Here is an 18,410-nt window from a genome sequence, read left to right on the forward strand (position 1 = left end):
GGCCCGCGCCCGGCGCGCGGGGCGGCGTCCGCGACGGACGCCGCCCCGGACGCCGGGCGCCGGGTCACGGCGGGCTGGGCACCAGGTCACGTTTTCCGGGGAACCCGGCGTCCGCCGGAGCCGTTGTGCGACATCGGCCGCGTTCCCGGTCTAGGGTTGTCGGGTCGGCGAGGCGGACCTCACTCTGCCGCATCCCTCGGCGATCCCCGGGCGTCCCGCCGGCGCGACCCACCGGTCCCGTTTCAGAGAGATGATCGAGCCCACCTTCCGCCTTCCGAGAGATAGCCGAGCGTTTGCCCCGTGAGTGATCCCCGATTCCCCTTCCAGGTACCGGCTCCCCGAGACGACGGCCCCGGCGGGTCCGGAGGCGGGCAGGACCGGACGCCCGACCGGTGGCCGGCGTCCGAGGCGCCCCAGCCCTCCTGGCCGGAGCCGCCGGGCGAGAGCGGCCGGGGCCGTCGTGGCGGCGACCGGGGTCACCGCGGAGACGACCGGGACCACCGCGGGGACGACCGGACCCGGGACGAGGGGGCCGGCGAGGTCACCGCGTGGGGCTACCCGCCCTACCGTGAGCCCGCCCGGGAATCGCCCGCCTCCCCCTGGGACTCCCCCGCGCCCGGCTCGCACGAGGCCCCTGGCCGGCACGCCCACGGGTCGCACGAGTCCCCGCTCCGGGAGACTCACGGCTTCCACGAGGCCCCGGGCCGGCACGCTCCGGCGTCCGGCCGCGGCGAGACCCCCGGCTGGGGGGCCGAGTCGCCCACCCCCCGGGACGGCTGGGCGCAGTCCCGGGCCGAGGAGCCCTGGGCGCCGGCCGGGGTCGAGGAGCCGTGGACGCCGGCCGGGGTCGAGGAGCCGTGGGACCCGCCGCGGGCGCGGGCGCCGTACCACGACCGGACGGCCCAGGACCCCTGGGCGCCGGGCGCCCCCGCCCCCGGGGGCGGTGTCCCGGACCCCCGGGGCGGCCGGATCGCACGAAGCGCCCCGGCCGGGGGGACGCCGGACCCGCTGGACCCGGCGTGGACGCCGGCGCCCACGGGCGCGCACATCCCGGCGTGGGCGTCGGCCGCCTCCGCCCCGGCCCGGCCGGAGACCGGAGCCGGCGAGCGGCCGTTCTCCTACTGGGACAAGCCCCAGACCGAGTCGTCGCGCTGGGGCCGCTACCCCGAGGCGGACGAGGAGCCGCGGCCCGAGGAGGAGCCGCCCGCCCCTCCGGCCAAGAAGAAGCGCGAGCCGTACCTCGACAACGTCAAGTTCGTCCTGATCGCCCTGGTGGTGACCGGCCACTCGCTGGTCCCGACCCTGGCGGCGCATTCGTCCAAGGCCGCGTACCTCTTCATCTACACGTTCCACATGCCCGCGTTCGTGCTGGTCAGCGGTTATCTCGGGCGCAACTTCTGGAACTCCAACGCCAAGATCAACAAGCTGGTCGACACCATGCTGGTGCCGTACGCGGTCGTGGAGCTGGGGTACGCGCTGCTGCGCTACGCGGTCGGCCAGAAGTGGTCCCTGACGATCATCGACCCGGCGTGGCTGAACTGGTACCTGCTCGCCCTGGTGCTGTGGCGGATCTCCACGCCCATCTGGAACCGCATGCGGCAGCCGGTGCTCGTCGCGCTCGTCATCTCCATGGTCGCCGGCTTCTCGGAGATCTCCGGCGACTTCAGCATCGACCGCTTCTTCGGCCTGCTCCCCTTCTACGTGATCGGCCTGGTGCTCAAGCCGGAGCACTTCGACCTGCTCAAGCCGCTGTGGGTGCGGATCACCGGCGGGGTCGTCCTGGCCGCGGGCGCCGCGGTGGCGATCTTCATCGCCCCGCACGTCAGCCTCAAGCCGGTCTACTACCGCTACAGCTTCAAGTCCATGGACATGAGCTGGTGGCTCGGCCTCGGCGTGCGCGGCGCGATGCTGCTGGCCGGGCTGGTGCTCTCGGTGGCACTGCTGGCCGTGGTGCCGCGGCGCCAGACGTGGTTCTCCGACCTCGGCACCCGCACCCTCTACGCCTACCTGCTGCACGGTGTCGTCGTGCTCGTCGCCAAGGACCAGAAGTGGCTGAGCTTCCCCTGGCTGTACGGCCCGCTGGGCGTGATCGCGATCACCTGCAGCGCGCTGGTGCTGGCGATCATCCTCTGCCTGCCGGTGACCCGCACGGCCTTCAAGTGGCTGCTGGAGCCGCGCCTGGTGTGGCTCTACCGGCGCCCGGCCGGGGAGGCGGCGCGCCCGTCCTCGACGGTGCCCGCCGCGGACATGCCCGCCGCCGCGACGCCCGTGGACCCGGCCGCCGGGCCCGCCCGCAGGGAGAGTTCAGCCCCGCTTCCCCGGTGATTAACCCGGCACACCCGGTGAGGACGGAACCTCCGCCCAACATCGGCGTATGAGGGTATGTGTCGGGACGATCGTCCACCATCCCGAGGACGCCCGGATCATGCACAGGCAGATCCGGGCCCTCCTCGACGCGGGGCACGAGGTCACCTATGTCGCCCCCTTCACCGACTGCAACGTCACCCCGGCCCCCGGTATCCGCGCGATCGACGTCCCGCGCGCGCTCGGCGCCCACCGCGGCCGGGCACTGCGGGCCGTGCGCGGGGCGCTGCGGCGCGGGACCGAGGACGCCGACCTGCTCCTCGTCTGCGACCTCGCGTCACTGCTCCGGCTGCCCCGCCGCCGCCCCGTCACCGTCTGGGACGTCCGCGACGACGCCTCCGGGCCGTGGGCGGCCGGTTCGTTCCCCGGGCCCCGCCTCCCGCGGCCCCTGCTCCGCCTCGCCGAGTCCCGCGCCGAGCACCGCGTCCACCTGATCCTGGCCGACGCCTCCCACCGGGAGCGGTTCCAACTGTCCCATCCCGTGGTCCCCCGCGCCGCCCGGGTGCCCGAGCGGCCGCCGCGGCCGCCCGCCGGTGGGCGGGTCGTCCACCTGGGCAGGCTCCGCGCGGACGGCGGCGTGGCCGAGCTGGTCGAGCTGGCCCGGCGGCTGGCGCCGTACGGGATCAGGACGGACCTGATCGGCGAGGCCGACCCGGCGGTCCGCCCGGCGGTCCGCGACGCGCAGCGGGCGGGCCTGCTCGACTGGTACGGCCACGTGCCCGACCGGCACGCGACGCGGATGGCCGAGGGCGCCCTGGCCGGGCTCGCGCTCCCGCACGACCTGCCCGGCGCCGGGCGGGCCGTACCGGCCAAGGTCGTCGAGTACATGGCCAGGGGACTCCCGGTCATCACCACCCCGGCCCCGGCCGCCGCCGCGGTGGTCGAGCGGACCGGCTGCGGCGTGGTGGTGCCCTTCGGCGACGTGGACGCCGCGCTGCGCGCCGTACTGGCGCTGCGGGACGACCCCGTCCGGGCGGCGGACCTGGGCGCGCGCGGCCACCGGGAGGCGCTGCGCCACCACAACTGGGCCGACCACGCGGGCGGGTTCGTCGAGCTGCTGGAGGGCTGGGCCGCGACGGGCGCCGCCCCGGCACCCGCCCGTCCCCGCCCCCTGCCCGCCTGACGGACCGCCCCGGCACCCGCCCGTCCCCGCCCCCTGCCCGCCTGACGGACCGCCCCGGCCCGCGTGCCGGCCCGGTCCGGGCGGGCCCCCGGCCGCCGCCTGAGCGTCCTCCCGCCCGCCACCGGAACCCGTGAGGTTCGCGGAGCCCGCCGGGTTCCCCTCCCGGCACGTGAATGCCGGGTTCTTCGGGGGTATGCCAAACCACAGTGACGGGAGAGCCGAAGATTGGTCTAGAGGAGCCATGGCACGCCATCTGATCCAGGGCCGCGAGGTCGCCACGCCGGTCCGCATCCGGGACGCCATGGCCTGCACGGCCTCCTATCTGGTCCGTGCCGACGCGGCCCGCGCCGTGATCGCCTACTCGGGGCTCGACGTCGTCGAGGTTCTTCCCGGCAAGGCGCTGTGCACGCTGGCGTTCCTGGACTACACCGAGGGAGACCTGGGCGCCTACCACGAGTTCGGGGTGACCTTCCTGGTCCGGCCGCCGGAGGCGGGTCCGGCGCCCCGCCGCGGTCTGCGCCGCGGCCTTTCCGAGCTGCTGCGGGACGGGGCGGGGGTGTTCGTCCACTGGCTCCCCGTCGACCAGGGGTTCACCCTGGAGGCCGGCCGTACGATCTGGGGTTTCCCCAAGGAGCTGGCCGACATCGACCTGCGCCTGTCGTCCCCCTACAAGCGGTGTGTCGTCCGCCAGGACGGCCGCCTGGTGCTGGACCTCCTGCTGCGGCCCGGCCTGCCGGTGCCCGCGCCCGGCCTGACCGCCCGCACCGACGCCTACACCCATCTGGACGGCGTCACCCGCCGCGTTCCCTGGTCGGTGGCGCCGCGCGGCGGGCGGGTGCGTCCGGCGGGCGCCCTGATCCGCCTGGGCAACCACCCCGTCGCCAGGGAGCTGAGCGAGCTGGGCCTGCCCGGCGGCGCCTTCCTGACCGCCACCGCCTCGCACGTGACCATGCGCTTCGAGGAGGCCAAGACCCTCTAGGGCCCGGGGCGGCGGTGGCGCGGGAGAGCTCAGCGGCGGCCGGGACGGGTGCGCCACAGGCTCGCCGCGCCCAGGGCGGCGGCGGCGCACGCCACCGGGATCGCGGGCAGCATTTGACGTGCTCCCCGACATGAATGCCGGAGATTCAGCCCGTGCCACATGGCGCGGCACCTCTGTGGCTTCCTGTTTCGCTGGGTCCTGCCCTCCGCTAGGCGGCGGGTCTTACGGTCCCTCCGCAGGCGTTTCGCCTCTCCGCCCGTCCGGCGGCGAGGACGATCCGGGAGGCGTTGACGTCCTGGTCGTGGGTGGTCTGGCACGCCCCGCACGTCCATTCCCGGACGCTCAAGGGCTTGGGACCGTCGATCACGAAGCAGACCGAGCAAGTCTGCGACGACGGTAGGAAGCGGCCCACCTTGGCGAAGGTCCGCCCATACCGGGCCGCCTTGTACTCCAGCATGTCCACGAACGCCGACCATCCGACGTCGTGCACGCTCTTGGCCAGCCGTGTGCACGCAAGACCGTTCACCGCCAGGTCCTCGACGTACACCGTTTGGTCATCGCGGATGATCGCCGTGGACAGCTTGTGGTGGTGGTCCCGCCGCGCGTCCGCCACCCCGGCATGCGCCTTGGCGACCTTCACGACGGCTTTCCTGCGGTTGGCCGAGCCCTTCGCTTTTCTGCTGAGCGCCTTTTGCGCCTTCTTCAACCGGCGTTCGGCACGGCGCAGAAAACGCGGGTTATCGATCTTCCGGCCGTCCGACAGGACCGCGAAGTGAGTCAGACCCAGGTCCACCCCGATCTGGGACGTCGCCTCCGGCAACGGCTCGTCGCCCGTCTCGACCACGAACGAGGCGAAGTATCGGCCTGAGGCGTCCTTGGTCACCGTCACCGACGACGGCTCGGACGGCAGATCCCGGGACCAGCGAAGCGTCACCTCCCCGATTTTCGGCAGGCGCAGCTTCCCGCCCGTCGTGATGGCGAATCGGGCGTTGCGGGTGAAGCGAACCGTCTGCCGGGTGTCCTTGCGGGACCGGAACCGAGGCGGGGCCATCTTCGGCCCCTTCCGCTTCCCTGAGACCGAGGCGAAGAAGTTGCGGAACGCGGTGTTCAAGTCGGCGAGCGCCTGTTGAAGAACCACCGCGGACACCTCGCCCAGCCAGGCCCGTTCCGGTGTCTTCTTCGCCTGCGTGATCATCCGCTTGAACAGGTCCCCATCGGAGAGGTACGGCAGACCTTGTTCGTGGGCTTGCTGTCTCAGGCGCAGCCCGTCATTGAACACCACTCGCGCGCATCCGAATGCCTTGGCCAGCGCTAGACGCTGGCCAGCGGTCGGGTAGAGGCGGAAGTTGTACCGGAGCTGCACACCACGATCCTACCTTTGGTTTATGACCGACGATGGAGACATCAGAACTGGAAGGCACTGCGTTTTCGTCCTGCACGCGCATTTGGTCTTCGTGACCAAGTTCCGGCACCCGGTGTTCACCGGTGCCCACCTGGAACGCCTGGGGCAGATCATGCGGGATGTGTGCGCCGACTTCGAGTGCGAGCTGGCTGAGTTCAACGGCGAGAGCAACCACGTCCACCTGCTGGTGAACTTCCCGCCCAAGGTCGCCCTGTCCCGGCTGGTCAACTCTCTCAAGGGTGTGTCCTCGCGCCGCATGCGCCAGGAGTTCCCCGAACTGGCTCGCCACTACTACCGGGCGAACAAGCTGTGGTCGGGTTCCTACTTCGCCGGAAACGTGGGCGACGCGCCGATCAGCGTCCTGCGCCAGTACATCGAGCAGCAGAACCGGCCAGTCTGACCGGCGCGGACGACTACCTGCCCAAGCCGTTCGCGTTCGAGGAGCTGGTGGCGGCGGTGCTGGTCGAGCGGCTCGTCCAGAACCTGGTGGAGAACGCGATCCGGCACAACCACGCGGGCGGGCAGCTGTGGGTGTCCACCCGGCGGCGGACCGACCAGGTCGAGCCGGTCGTGTCCAACACCGGGCTGCCCGTGCCGCCGTACGAGGTCGAGACGATCTTCGAGCCGTTCCGGCGGCTGCACGGGGACCGGCTACGCTCCGACCGGGGCAGCGGTCTGGGGCTGTCCATCGTCCGGGTGGTCGCCGAGGCGCACGGCGGCACCGTGAGCGCCGAGCCCCGCGAGGAGGGCGGGCTCACGGTGGCCGTCGAGCTGCCGCAGGTGAACGTCTGATCCCGGGGCCGGCGCGGGGTCAGGCGGGGCCGAGCAGGTCCCACCGGTTGCCGGCGATGTCGCGGAACACCGCGACGCGCCCGTACGGCTCGGCGCGCGGCGGCGTGACGAACTCGACCCCGGCGGCGGTCATCCGCTCGTAGGCGGCGTCGAAGTCGTCCGTCCGCAGGAAGAACCCGACGCGCCCGGCCACCTGGTCGCCGACGGCGGCGCGCTGCCGTTCCCCGTCGGCCCGGGCGAGCAGGACGCCGGTCCGGGCGCCGGGCGGCCGCACAACGACCCACCGCTTGGGGCGCCCGTCGTTCGTCAGCGACGGCGAGTCCTCCACCAGGTCGAATCCCAGGACCCCGGTGAAGAACTCGATGGCCGGGTCGTACTCCTCGACGATGATCGTGAAAAGTTCCATGTGCACCCCGCGAGCCTAGGGGGATCATGTGTGCCATGATTAAGTAACGATCAGTCCAAAATTTGGGCGCACGGCGTGACCGTCGCGTCCGGGACATCCGGTAGAGGTGTGGAAGAGATGAGATTCACCGACAGGGTCGTGCTGGTCACCGGCGGAGGCTCCGGCATCGGGCGGGCCGTCGCCCTGGGATTCGCGCGGGAGGGGGCGACCGTGGCGGTGGCCGGCCGCCGCCGGGAGGCCCTGGAGCGCACCGTCGAGCTCGCCGAGGCCGAGGGCGCCAGGGCCGCCGCGTTCACCGCCGACCTGACCGACCCGGCGGACGTGGCCGCGCTCGTCGACGGGATCACCGGCCGGTTCGGCGGCCTGGACGTCGCGGTCAACAGCGCCGGGACCTTCACCGCCGCCCCGGTCGCGGAGACCTCGGAGGAGGAGTGGACCCGGGTCCTCACCGTGAACACGACCGGCGTCTTCCTCGCCATGAAGCACGAGATCAGGGCGATGCGCGCCCGGGGCGGCGGCGCGATCGTCAACATCGCCTCCAACATCGGCGCGCACCGCAGGCTCCCCGGGCTCGGCGCCTACGCGGCGTCCAAGGCCGCGGTCAGCGCGCTGACCCGGACCGCGGCCCTGGAGTGCGTCGGCGAGGGCATCCGCGTCAACGCGGTCAGCCCCGGCCCGTTCGACACCCCGATGTCGATGCGGCCCGGCGAGACCGAGGCCGACCGGGCCGCCCGGATGAAGGAGCAGTCGCCGATCGGCAGGGTCGGCTCCCTGGAGGAGATCACCGGCACCGTGCTCTGGCTCGCCTCCGACGAGGCCGGCTACGCCGTGGGGCTCGACCTCGTCCTCGACGGCGGCGCCACCGCCTGAACCCCGGATGGAGCCCGCCCGCCCCACCCGTCACAACGGGTGGCTCCGAGAGGCTCGATCACCGCGTTCCGGAGGGCACCGCGCCGACGCACGGTTCGTGACTCTCCGTGACTAAAGAACTACGTTCTTTCTCGTCGAACGTCACGCCCGATCGAGGAGGACCATGCATACCCTCATCCGCAGCACCGGAGCGGCCCTGACCGGGGCACTGCTCGCCGGCGGCCTGCTCGCCTCGCTGCCCACGGCCGCCCACGCGGCCTCGGCCCCGCTCGTGGCACGGGTGGCGCAGGCCGCGCCCGCCGTCGCCTGCACCGCCGACGCCACCGCGAGCGGCTGGATCTGCTTCCTGCGCTACTGCGACGCCTACTACTGCTACTACGACTGCTACCCGACCCTGCAGGCCCGCACCAGCAACCAGCGGCCCGGCAAGACCATCCGGGTGCCCAAGCCCACGACGGGCTCACCGGCCCCCACGATGACCAGCGACTGATACGCCGGCCCGGAACCGGGAACGCGGACGTCGTGCGGCGCACGCCGCCGGTCCCCGGTTCCGCGTGCGCCGTGCGGCCCCGGGCGAGCGGTCAGACGATCGGCGGGCGGCCCAGGCGGAGCATCCGCCAGGCCGTCTTCCAGCCCATGGGACGGCGCTCCCCGGCCGGTTCGCGCAGGCCCTCGGTGAACCCCCTGAACCACGCGCGCAGCGCCGTGCCGGAACGCTCGCGGACCAGGGTCAGCACGATCCAGTTGACGAGGTACGGCACGGCCAGCGCCCAGGGCAGGTTGCGCCGGGCCAGCCAGACGCGGTTGCGCGCGTTGAGGCGGTAGAAGTCGGCGTGCCGGGTCGGCGGAACCTGCGGGTGGTACATGACGGTCTGCGCGTCGTACTCGATCCGGTAGCCCTCACCCAGCAGCCGCCAGGCCAGGTCGGTCTCCTCGTGGGCGTAGAAGAACCGCTCGGGGAGACCGCCGACCTGCAGGAAGGCCGACCGCCGGATGGCGCAGGCGCCGCCCAGGAACGTGGTGACCGGGGAGGACCGCTCGGGGTCGCCCGCGCGCAGCCGCGGGACGTGCCGGCGCTGACCGGCGCCGCCGTCGGGGTCCTTCACCCGGAACGAGACGACCGCGAGGTCGTGCTCGGTGGAGAAGCGCTCGCGCAGGTGGGAGACGAGGCTCGTGTCGCCGTACCAGCCGTCGTCGTCGAGGAAGAGCACGACGTCGCCCGAGCACTCCTCGACGCCGCGGTTGCGGCCGGCCGGGATGCCGGTGTTGTGGCTGAGCCGTATCGTCTTGATCGACGCCGACGAGCCCGGCGGCACGGTCACCGCCAGCTCGGGGACGTCCGCGCCGTTGCCGACGATGACCACCTCGACGTCGCCGTCGACCTGGTTCAGCGCGGACTCGACCGCGCGGCCCAGCTCGGGGACCCGGGTGCCCATGGTGAGGATGACGCACGAAATCTTCAACGGGTCATCGTCCTGACGCGTCGAGAGCACGTGCGGAACATACTTTCATGATCACCAGTCTGCTGGGTCGGGCGGCTGTGGCATTGCTGGAGCCCTCTGGTACGGAGGACAAGCGTATCGGAACCGTCGGCGAACACCCGCCAAACGACGCGGGATCTCCGCACCTACGACGCACCGCGACGCCGTCCGGTTCCGCGCCGTTCACTTCCCCGGCATCCGCCCTTCGGTCGCCCGGTGCTCACGAGAGCCGCCGGGAGGCCAGGATGCTGACCAGGTGCAGCGCCATCTGCAGCACGGCCACCACGACGCAGGCCACCGTCAGCACCCTGGTCGCGGCCAGGCCGCCGGCGATCTGGTCCCAGATCGCGGCGACCACCACGAGGAGGGACAGCTCGACCGCCTGGACGATCCGGTGGAACCTCAGCGCGGCGGCGGCCCGGCGGGCCATTCCCAGGCCGCGTGAGCGGAAGTGCTCCGCCGACGCCTCGGTGGCCGCGACCAGGCCGGACCGGGCGCGCGCCACGTCCACCAGGTCGGTCTCCGCCTTGATCAGGATCGCGCCGAGCGCCGCGGCGAAGCCCAGCACGGTGTACCAGTCGGGACGGACCTCCGACGCCCGGAAGCCCAGCCCGATGAGCATGGCCGCCTCGGCGAAGTAGTGGCCGACCCGGTCGAGGTAGACGCCGGTGATGGAGGTCCGCCCGGTCCACCGCGCCAGCTCGCCGTCGGAGCAGTCGAGCAGCAGGTAGAGCTGGACCAGCAGGGCGGCCAGCACGGCGGCCCACAGGGTGGGCACCGCCAGGACCGCGCCCGCCAGCAGCCCGGTGAGGATCATCAGCCAGGTGGTCTGGTTGGGGGTGATCGGCGTCTTGGCCAGCACCCAGGTGACGTAGATCGACAGCTTGCGCATGTACAGCGCGCCGGCCCAGTGCTCACCGCTGTTGCGGTCCATGGTCGAGTGCGGCTGGGCGACCGCGCGGAACTCAGCGACCGATGGTCCGGACATAATCTTCCACCCGATCGCGGATCTCGGCCTCGGACAGGCGCAGGTGCTCAAGGATCGTGTAGCGGCCCGGGCGGGTCGCCGGGGCCAGCACGACCGCCTCGGTGAACTGCTCCACGCTCAGCCCGATGTCGGCGGGGCTGACCGGGAGGTCGTGCGCGCGCAGGCACTCGGCGACCTGGCCGAGTCTCCGTTCGTCCTCGCGCAGGAAGAAGCAGAAGGCGGCACCGATCCCGGCGAGCTCGCCGTGGTTGGAGGTGCCGGGGAAGAGCTGGTCCACGGCATGAAGGATCTCATGATCTCCGCCGCTCGAAGGACGGGAGGACCCGGCGATCACCATCGACATCCCCGAGAGGATGAGCGCCTCGGCCAGCACGGTCAGGAACGCGTCGGACTCGACCGAGTCGGACCGCCCCATCACCGCCTCCGCCGCGGTGCGGGCCATCGCGCAGGCCACGCCGTCGATCGGCTCGCCGCGCTCGGCGTTGCCGAGCTGCCAGTCCTCGATCGCCGACAGGTTGCTCACCACGTCGCCGACGCCGGAGCGGACCAGCGACGACGGAGCGTCGTGGACGAAGTCGAGGTCGACCATGATGGCCAGCGGCATCGGCACGCCGAAGGACCCCTTGCCGCCGTCGTGGGTCAGCGACGCCACCGGCGAGCAGATCCCGTCGTGCGACAGGTTGGTGGCCACCGCCACCATCGGGATGCCCGCGAGCGACGCGGCGTACTTCGTGGCGTCGATGGTCTTGCCGCCGCCGATGCCGACGACCGCCTCGTAGGCGCCCTTGCGCAGGTCGGCGCCGAGCGTGACCGCGGCGTCCACCGAGCCGTCGGGCACCCGGAAGACCCGGGCCTCGTCGAGGGAGGGGGCGATGATCGAGGTGATCTTGTCACCCTGACCGGCGCCCACCGCCACCGCCACCCGCCCGGAGGTCGCCACCCGGCTGTCGGCCAGCAGCGAGCCGAGCTGGGCGATCGCCCCCCGCCGCACCTCCATGGTCAGGGGGGCGGGGAGCATCCTGGCTAGTATCGGCACGCGATCTCCCGCGCCTTGGCCAGGTCGTCGTGGTTGTCCACCTCGACCCAGGAGACCTCGCCGATCGGGGCGATCGCGATCTTCTCCCCGCGGTCGACCATCTCCTGGTAGCCGTCCTCGTAGTACAGCTGCGGGTCGCGCTCGAAGGTGGCCCGCAGGGCGTCGGCCAGCCGCTCGGCGGCGCCGGGACGGATCAGCGTCGCGCCGATGTACTCGCCGGCCGCGGTGGCCGGGTCCATCAGCTTGGTGATCCGCGCGAGGTGGCCGTCACCGTCGAGGGTGACCTTCATCTCCTCGTCGGCGAGCTTCTTGACGTCGTCGACCGCGAGCAGGATGTCACTCGTCTCCGGCGCCGACAGCAGGGTGTGCTCCACGGAGACCGGGTGCACGGTGTCGCCGTTGACCAGCAGCACGCCCTGCTCGAAGTAGTCGCGGGCGCACCACAGGGAGTAGGCGTTGTTCCACTCCTCGGCCTTGTCGTTGTGCACGAGGGTGAGCTTCACGCCGTGCCGCCGCTCCAGCTCGGCCTTGCGCTCGTGTACGGCCTGCGCCTGGTAGCCGACGACGACCACGACGTCACGGAGATCGGCCGCCGCGAGGTTCCGCAGCGAGATGTCCATGATCGTGGTGTCGCCGTCGACCGGCACGAGCGCCTTGGGCAGCGTGTCGGTGTACGGCCGCAGGCGTCGTCCGGCCCCGGCGGCCAGCACCATTCCCAGCAACGTGCACTCCTCATCCGAATGAGCCCCTCCTCGGGCGCTCCTGGCCCCAAAGGTTAGTTGCCTTTACGCCCCGATGGTGTATTCGGAGGTTCACCGGAGGTTCCTCATCCGGCGTCGGCGGGCTCACCGGGCTCGGCGGCGTCCGCCCCGGGGCCCGGCGCGGCCAGCCAGCAGGTGACGCTCTCCCACCCGAAGAGCCCCCACAGGTAAAGGGAGAGCAACACGAACAGGAGCGTGACCTGCCCGGCGAGGCCGCCCAGCGCGATCAGCAGCATCCGGCCGTCCCAGCCGAAGCCGACGGTGGCCAGCCAGGCCGGCGGGTAGACCCGCTGCCGCAGCCGGTAGACGAGGTCGTAGTGGTGGAAGGCCATCGCGCCGAGCAGCAGGAAGATCAGCCAGTACGGCACGCCGTGCGCGAACCCCACCGCGGCCGCGAAGCCGTACTCGGTGAGGCGCAGGATCGGCGGCACCAGCCAGTCGAGCCGGCCGTCGTGCGGGTGGGAGCTGCCGGGACCGGCCAGCAGCAGCGCCACCGCCGGGGCGAACACCGCCAGGCCGTCGGCGCCGGCCACCCCGACCAGCAGCAGCACCGCGGCCACGAACGTGCCGGCGAGCACGGGCGGCAGCGGCGGGAGCTGCCCGGCCACCAGCGCGCCCATCGCCCGCGACAGCACCCCGTCGTCGCGGTAGGCGACGAGGGTGCCGCGCGGCGCCGTCGTCATCTGCACGGTCGTCACGATCGCATCCGCCTCACCGCCCGCATCGCGGCCCGTCCCCCGCCCGGCGGCCGGGCGGCGCCCCCGCGGGACCCGTCGCTCGTGGTCATGGTCATTTGCTCAGCGACCTGCCGATCCGGCCGGTGAGCGTGTAGAGGGCGGCGACGCCGCCCCAGGTCAGCAGCGCGAGGAAGGTGACGCGCGCGTTGAACAGCGCGGCGGTCACCGCGATCAGCGCCATCCGCTCCCCGATGGGGAGCACGATGATCTTCTTGAGCCAGCGGGTGGTCGAGCTCCGCTCCAGAAGCCGCGACAGCCGCACGACCGGGTTCCCCGGCGGCGGGCTCTCCTGCGGTACGGCCCGCGTCCCTTCCCCCGGCTCCGGCCCGGCCGTGCTCCCGGCGGCCGTGCTCCCCGTGTCCGTGCTCCCCGTATCCGTACCCCCCGCGTCCGTGCTCCCGGCGGAGGCCCCGGACGGCGGGGCGGGACGGGACGGCGCCAGCCGCGCGGCGGCGTCGGCCGGGACGCCCGAGGGCCCGCCGGTCGCGGCGGACGGCCCGGCGGAGCGGGCCCGCGCGGCGCCCGCGTCGGCGCGCGACCCGGCGTAGGAGAAGTCGATCATGTGGCGGAGCGCCTGGAGGATCATCGCCGCCACCGCCAGCGCCCAGATGCCCTCCGGGCCGCCGCCCACGGCGCCGTGCCCCGCCGCGTAGCCGACGGCCAGCCCCACGTAGACGACGTACTCCTTGGCCCGGTCGAAGGTGGCGTCCAGCCACGCGCCGACCGGGGAGAACATCCGGGTGTAGCGGGCGAGCTGGCCGTCGACGCAGTCGAGCACGAACGACAGGTAGACCAGGACGGCCCCGGCGACCAGCGCGGGGCGGGTGCCCGCGGAGAACCAGGCGGCGGCCAGGAGGGCCAGCCCCGCCGAGAACCAGGTGACCGCGTTCGGCGTCAGCCCGAGCGCGGCGGCCGGCCGTACCAGGTGCCCCGACCAGGAGCTCACGCCGTAGGTGGCGAAGAAGCCGTCGTCGGCCTTGACCGCGGCGTCCAGCCGGGCGTGGGCCACGTCCACCTCGTTCAGCCGCCGCACGGCCGCGTCGGCGTCCTCCTGCCCGGCGACCCGCTCACAACGCAGCCGCCCGAGCCCTCGGGCGCGGACGTGGACGCCGTAGCGGACCAGCCCGGCCAGCAGCAGGTCACCGGCCTCCGCGCCGCCCATCGCGCCGAACACGCCGGTCTCGGCGAGGCCGGCGAGCGTCTCGGCGGTCTCGGCCAGCCGCCCGAGGTCGGCCTCGCCCACCCGCAGCGCCCCCCGGAAGGTGCCGTCGGCCCCGGCGACCTCGTGCAGCGAGGTGCCCGCGGCGGCGACCCTGCCGCCCTCGACCCGGACCGGCGGGCGCAGCGGCCCCGGCTCGTCACCGTCCGTGACGACCAGCGCGGTCGTGCCGCCGCCCGGGGCGGACAGGAGTACGGCCAGCGCCTCGGTGTGCGCCACCAGGTCCCCGGCGAGCACGGCCACCGGGCCGGTCGCGGCGCGGGCCACCCGGGCGACCCGGCGCAGGTCGTCGGCCAGGCCGTGCGACCCCTCCGCCCCGATCAGGTAGGCCCCGTCCGTGGCGCGGGTGATGTCGCCCGAGCGGGCCACCACGTGGACCTCGCCGACGGAGAGCGCGACGAGCTGGTCGGTCAGCCGGTCGAGCAGCGTGCCGCCGCCGCAGCGCAGCGCGGCGCCGGCGGTGGTGGCGAGCACGACGGCGGCGGCCGTGCCGGGGGCGGACCGCCCGGAGGCCCCCGCGCGGCCGGCCGGCGGGCCGCCGGGCGCGTGGGGACCGCCAGGCGGCGCGGCCGGGAGGTCGTCGAACGGCAGGTCACCGAACTCGGGCGGCCCGCCGTACGGCTCACGGAGACCGCCGGGGGGCGGGAGGTCGTCGGACGCGCGAGGGCCGGACGGCGCGGGCGCGTGGGAGTCGTGCAAGACCGGGCTCCTTCGTATCCGACGGGATGACCGTGCGAATCGGGAGTGCGCACTTAGCGTAGCGAGATCTTGACCGGATAGCACGGGAGCGCGGCCTGCGATCGGGTACGCACCCATTACGCTCGCGGTAACCGCACCGTCGAAGGAAGCTGACCTTGGCCGCTCTGGAACCACGCCTCCGCACCGTCGCCGTCGTTCTCGCCGGAGGCGTCGGCCAGCGGGTCGGGCTGAACACCCCCAAGCAGCTCATCAAGGTCGCCGGCCGGACGATCATGGAGCACACGCTGTCGGTGTTCGACGCGGCGCCGGAGATCGACGAGATCGTGGTTCTGATGACGCCGGGCTTCACCGTCGACGTGGAGCGGCTCGTCGCCCGCAACGGCTTCCGCAAGGTCAGCAAGGTCCTGGAGGGCGGCGCGACCCGCCCGGAGACCACGTGGCGGGCGCTGCAGGCGCTGGGCACGCGGGAGTGCGACGTGCTGCTGCACGACGCCGTGCGGCCGCTGCTGGAGCCGCGGATCATCACCGAGTGCGTCGAGGCGCTGAAGGTGTACTCGGCCGTCGACGTGGCGATTCCCAGCTCCGACACGATCGTGGTGGCCGCCCCCGGCCCGCGCGGGGAGATCGTCCGCGACGTCCCCGACCGGTCCCGGCTGCGGCGCGGCCAGACGCCGCAGTGCTTCCGGCTCTCGGTGGTCCGCGAGGCGTACGAGCGGGCCTTCGCCGACCCCGACTTCGACCGGCAGCCGCCCACCGACGACTGCGGCGTGGTGCTGCGCTACCTGCCCGACGTGCCGATCTACATCGTGCCGGGCAGCGAGCACAACATGAAGGTCACCCACCCGGTGGACGTGTTCATCGCCGACAAGCTCTTCCAGCTCGCCGCCGGCGCCGCCCCGCACCACTCCGCCTTCGCCCACCGGCAGGCGCTGCAGGGCAGGACCGTGGTGGTCTTCGGCGGCAGCTACGGCATCGGCGCCGAGGTCGTGGAGCTGGCCGGGCGGCACGGCGCCCAGGTGTTCCCCTTCTCCCGCTCGCTGAACGGGGTGCGGGTGGAGGACCCGCAGGCGGTGAGCGACGCGCTCGACCTCGCGGCCAAGGAGACCGGCCGGATCGACTACGTCGTCAACACCGCCGGGGTGCTGCACATGGGCGACCTCGGCGAGGCGAACGACGCCACGGTCGCCGAGACCGTCGGGGTGAACTACATCGGCCCGGTCAACATCGCCCGGGCCGCCCTGCCCCACCTGCGCGAGACCCGGGGCCACCTGCTGCTGTACACCTCGTCCTCCTACACCCGGGGCCGGGCCGGCTACAGCCTCTACTCCTCCACCAAGGCCGCCGTGGTCAACCTGACCCAGGCGCTGGCCGACGAGTGGGCCGAGGACGGCGTGCGGGTCAACTGCGTCAACCCCGAGCGGACCAGCACCCCGATGCGGGTGCGCGCGTTCGGCGAGGAGCCCGCGCACACCCTGCTGTCGCCGCGCGCCGTCGCCGAGACCTCGCTGGACGTGCTGATCTCCGACATCACCGGGCACGTGATCGACGTCCGCGTCGACGCGGGCTGACCCGGCGTCCCATCGGCCCTCCCGCGTCCCGGCGTCCTCCCGGGGCCTCCGCCGTACCCCGGCGGAACGCGGCACAGCGCGCCTACCAGGGCAAACAGCCTGGTCAAAGTTACCTTCTAAGGATGAAGCGTGACCTTCGCGCACTGGTGGCGGCCGCCGCCGTGCTCGGCTCGTACCCGGCGCTCCTCGTGACCGCGCTGTGGCCCCGGCCACGCCTGTTCCTGGCCCTGTGCGCGGTGTCCTACGCGGCCGAGGTCGTCGCGCGGTACCGGGCGCGCCCCCTGGTCGACCTGATGGCCAGGGCGCACCTGGGCGTCACGCTCCGGTTCGTGACGCGGGAGACGGCGGTGATCGTCCTGGTCGCCCGTACGGCGGGCACCGCGTCGCCCTGGTTCGCGGGCCTGGTCCTGGGGATCTTCGCGGTGCACGGCGCGCGGGGCCTGCTGGCCGGGCTGGCGCTCCTCCACCAGCGCACCCTCAACCGGATGCCGGTGCTGACCCGCAACCTCGACGCGGTGCGGGTCCCGCCCCCGCCGTGGCGCGTCCTGACCGACCACCGGGGCATGCGGCCGCTGTACCTGGACGTGTTCCCGGTGGGCGGCGCGGCCCTGGGCGCGCTGTCCGGCACCGCCCTGCCGGGCGCCGCGGGGGCGGCCGGGGCGCTGGCCGTCGCGGGCGCGGGCGCGCTGTGCCTGCTGCCGCACCTGCGCCGGGTCCGGCCGCTCGGCGACGGCGCCGCGGTGCTGCGGGCCGCCGGGGAGCGCCTGGCGGCCCACCGGCCGGAGGTCGCCCTCTACTTCTCCGGTCCCCCCGACTCGGCCTACCAGGCCCGGATGTGGCTGCGCCCGCTGGAGCGGATCGACCGCCGGGCCGTGGTGGTGCTGCGGGAGCGGGAGATGCTGCGGCTGCTGGGAGAGACCTCGCTGCCCGTGGTGTGCATCCCCTCGGCGGCCGACCTGATGGGGTTCGAGGCCCTCGCCGGTGTGCGGGTGTGCCTGTATCCGGCCAACGTCGGCAAGAACATCCACATGCTCCGCATCCGGGGGATGCGCAGCGTCTTCGTGGGGCACGGCGACAGCGACAAGGAGGCGTCGTTCAACCCGTTCACCAAGGTCTACGACGAGGTGTGGGTGGCCGGGCAGGCCGGGCGCGACCGCTACCTCCGTGCCCGGGTGGGCGTGCGCGACGAGGACGTCCACGAGGTGGGCCGCCCCCAGCTCAGCGGGGTCGGCACCGGCGGGCCGGGCCTGCCGTACCGCACGGTGCTGTACGCGCCGACCTGGGAGGGGTGGACCGACGACCTGTTCCACACCTCGATCATGACGATGGGCCCGGCGATCGTCCGGGCCCTGCTGGCCCACTCCCCGGCGGTCCGGGTGATCTACAAGCCGCACCCGCTGACGGGCTACCGCAACCCGGCCGCGCACCGCGCCCACCAGCAGGTCCGCGCGCTGCTGGACCGGGCGGAGCTGCACCGGTCGATGGCCCGCCACCCCTCGGGCGGGGGACGTCGCCCGGGCGCCGGGGCGGTCAGGCACCTGGTCGTCACCGGTCCCGAGCCGGCCCTCTACGACTGCTTCAACCAGTCGGACCTGCTGGTCACCGACATCTCCAGCGTGGTGGCGGACTTCGTCGCCAGCGGCAAGCCGTACGCGGTGACCAACGTGGCGGGGCTGCCGGAGCAGGCGTTCCGCGAGCGCTACCCGAGCACCGAGGGCGGCTACCTGCTCTCCGCGGACCTGCGGGAGCTGCCCGCCGTGCTGCGGGCCATGGAGGAGGACGGGGAGGACGCCCTGGCGGCCACGCGGCGCAAGCTGCGGACCTACCTGCTCGGCCCGGACCACCCGGACGCCATGACCCGCTTCAACGACGCGGTGAACGGCGCCTGCGAGCGGGCCGTGCGCGCGCACGGATGAACCGCGCGGCGGCCCGGCCCGCGGGCGGACAGGACGGACCGGGCGGACCGATCACCGATCAGTCCGGCC

At 73.4% G+C, this 18,410-nt stretch carries 17 protein-coding genes; 9 read left to right on the top strand and 8 right to left on the bottom strand.

Translation table 11 applies throughout. The features are described from left to right. Positions 1–300 precede the first annotated feature (300 nt). The 3 genes from HDA43_RS34895 (at position 301) to HDA43_RS10060 (ending at position 4,466) form a co-directional block, all read left to right on the top strand. Complete coding sequence (locus tag HDA43_RS34895) at positions 301–2,325, top strand: acyltransferase family protein (protein ID WP_179819454.1); 2,025 nt, start codon at positions 301–303, stop codon at positions 2,323–2,325. 49 nt (positions 2,326–2,374) lie between these two features. Then, on the top strand, positions 2,375–3,487 hold the full coding sequence (locus HDA43_RS10055; RefSeq protein ID WP_179819455.1) for a glycosyltransferase: 1,113 nt from the start codon (positions 2,375–2,377) through the stop codon (positions 3,485–3,487). A 241-nt stretch (positions 3,488–3,728) separates the two neighbouring features. Beyond that, the gene (locus HDA43_RS10060; RefSeq protein WP_179819456.1) at positions 3,729–4,466 is read left to right on the top strand and encodes an acetoacetate decarboxylase family protein; all 738 of its coding nucleotides are present in this window, start codon (positions 3,729–3,731) and stop codon (positions 4,464–4,466) included. Between the two features lie 208 nt (positions 4,467–4,674). Here HDA43_RS10060 and HDA43_RS10065 read toward each other — a convergent pair whose 3' ends face one another. Next, a complete protein-coding gene (locus HDA43_RS10065) occupies positions 4,675–5,829 on the bottom strand; it encodes an RNA-guided endonuclease InsQ/TnpB family protein (protein WP_179819457.1) in 1,155 nt (384 codons plus the stop codon). A 22-nt stretch (positions 5,830–5,851) separates the two neighbouring features. On the opposite strand from HDA43_RS10065, the gene tnpA reads away from it, so the two are divergent. Together tnpA and HDA43_RS10075 are read left to right on the top strand one after the other, a co-directional pair. Beyond that, positions 5,852–6,268: an IS200/IS605 family transposase gene (tnpA, locus tag HDA43_RS10070; protein ID WP_179819458.1), complete on the top strand. Its 417-nt coding sequence runs from the start codon at positions 5,852–5,854 to the stop codon at positions 6,266–6,268. A gap of 47 nt (positions 6,269–6,315) precedes the next feature. Continuing rightward, complete coding sequence (locus tag HDA43_RS10075) at positions 6,316–6,660, top strand: sensor histidine kinase (protein ID WP_312873152.1); 345 nt, start codon at positions 6,316–6,318, stop codon at positions 6,658–6,660. 19 nt (positions 6,661–6,679) lie between these two features. On the opposite strand, the gene HDA43_RS10080 is transcribed toward HDA43_RS10075, so the two are convergent. Then, positions 6,680–7,066: a VOC family protein gene (locus HDA43_RS10080; RefSeq protein ID WP_179823051.1), complete on the bottom strand. Its 387-nt coding sequence runs from the start codon at positions 7,064–7,066 to the stop codon at positions 6,680–6,682. 117 nt (positions 7,067–7,183) lie between these two features. Here HDA43_RS10080 and HDA43_RS10085 point away from each other — a divergent pair, with 117 nt between their 5' ends. Both HDA43_RS10085 and HDA43_RS10090 read left to right on the top strand, forming a co-directional pair. Beyond that, positions 7,184–7,936, top strand: coding sequence for an SDR family NAD(P)-dependent oxidoreductase (locus HDA43_RS10085; protein ID WP_179819460.1), 753 nt, complete (start codon positions 7,184–7,186; stop codon positions 7,934–7,936). Between the two features lie 163 nt (positions 7,937–8,099). Further along, a complete protein-coding gene (locus tag HDA43_RS10090; RefSeq protein ID WP_179819461.1) occupies positions 8,100–8,426 on the top strand; it encodes a hypothetical protein in 327 nt (108 codons plus the stop codon). Positions 8,427–8,517: 91 nt separating this feature from the next. Here HDA43_RS10090 and HDA43_RS10095 read toward each other — a convergent pair whose 3' ends face one another. The 6 genes from HDA43_RS10095 to HDA43_RS35885 all read right to left on the bottom strand — a co-directional run bounded on the left by HDA43_RS10095 (position 8,518) and on the right by HDA43_RS35885 (position 14,857). Then, entirely contained in the window at positions 8,518–9,399 is an 882-nt protein-coding gene (locus tag HDA43_RS10095) for a glycosyltransferase family 2 protein (protein ID WP_179819462.1), read from the bottom strand. 238 nt (positions 9,400–9,637) lie between these two features. Beyond that, positions 9,638–10,405, bottom strand: a complete 768-nt coding sequence (locus HDA43_RS10100) for a CDP-alcohol phosphatidyltransferase family protein (protein ID WP_179819463.1) — start codon at positions 10,403–10,405, stop codon at positions 9,638–9,640. Continuing rightward, entirely contained in the window at positions 10,383–11,423 is a 1,041-nt protein-coding gene (locus HDA43_RS10105) for an iron-containing alcohol dehydrogenase family protein (RefSeq protein ID WP_179819464.1), read from the bottom strand. The genes HDA43_RS10100 and HDA43_RS10105 overlap by 23 nt, the downstream gene beginning before the upstream one ends. A gap of 5 nt (positions 11,424–11,428) precedes the next feature. Next, positions 11,429–12,163, bottom strand: a complete 735-nt coding sequence (locus HDA43_RS10110; RefSeq protein WP_179819465.1) for a phosphocholine cytidylyltransferase family protein — start codon at positions 12,161–12,163, stop codon at positions 11,429–11,431. Positions 12,164–12,267: 104 nt separating this feature from the next. Next, positions 12,268–12,900, bottom strand: coding sequence for a DUF5941 domain-containing protein (locus tag HDA43_RS35880; RefSeq protein WP_312873153.1), 633 nt, complete (start codon positions 12,898–12,900; stop codon positions 12,268–12,270). A gap of 91 nt (positions 12,901–12,991) precedes the next feature. Then, entirely contained in the window at positions 12,992–14,857 is a 1,866-nt protein-coding gene (locus HDA43_RS35885) for a CDP-alcohol phosphatidyltransferase family protein (protein WP_281395033.1), read from the bottom strand. 155 nt (positions 14,858–15,012) lie between these two features. Between HDA43_RS35885 and HDA43_RS10125 the strand changes: the two genes are divergently transcribed. Both HDA43_RS10125 and HDA43_RS10130 read left to right on the top strand, forming a co-directional pair. Beyond that, positions 15,013–16,425 carry a bifunctional cytidylyltransferase/SDR family oxidoreductase gene (locus HDA43_RS10125; protein ID WP_179819466.1) on the top strand — a complete coding sequence of 471 codons (1,413 nt, stop codon included), beginning with the start codon at positions 15,013–15,015 and terminating at the stop codon, positions 16,423–16,425. A gap of 122 nt (positions 16,426–16,547) precedes the next feature. Beyond that, positions 16,548–18,341 carry a CDP-glycerol glycerophosphotransferase family protein gene (locus HDA43_RS10130; protein ID WP_179819467.1) on the top strand — a complete coding sequence of 598 codons (1,794 nt, stop codon included), beginning with the start codon at positions 16,548–16,550 and terminating at the stop codon, positions 18,339–18,341. The last annotated feature ends 69 nt before the right edge of the window (positions 18,342–18,410 follow it).

This window comes from Streptosporangium sandarakinum (assembly GCF_013409935.1).
Taxonomy (GTDB): domain Bacteria; phylum Actinomycetota; class Actinomycetes; order Streptosporangiales; family Streptosporangiaceae; genus Streptosporangium; species Streptosporangium nondiastaticum.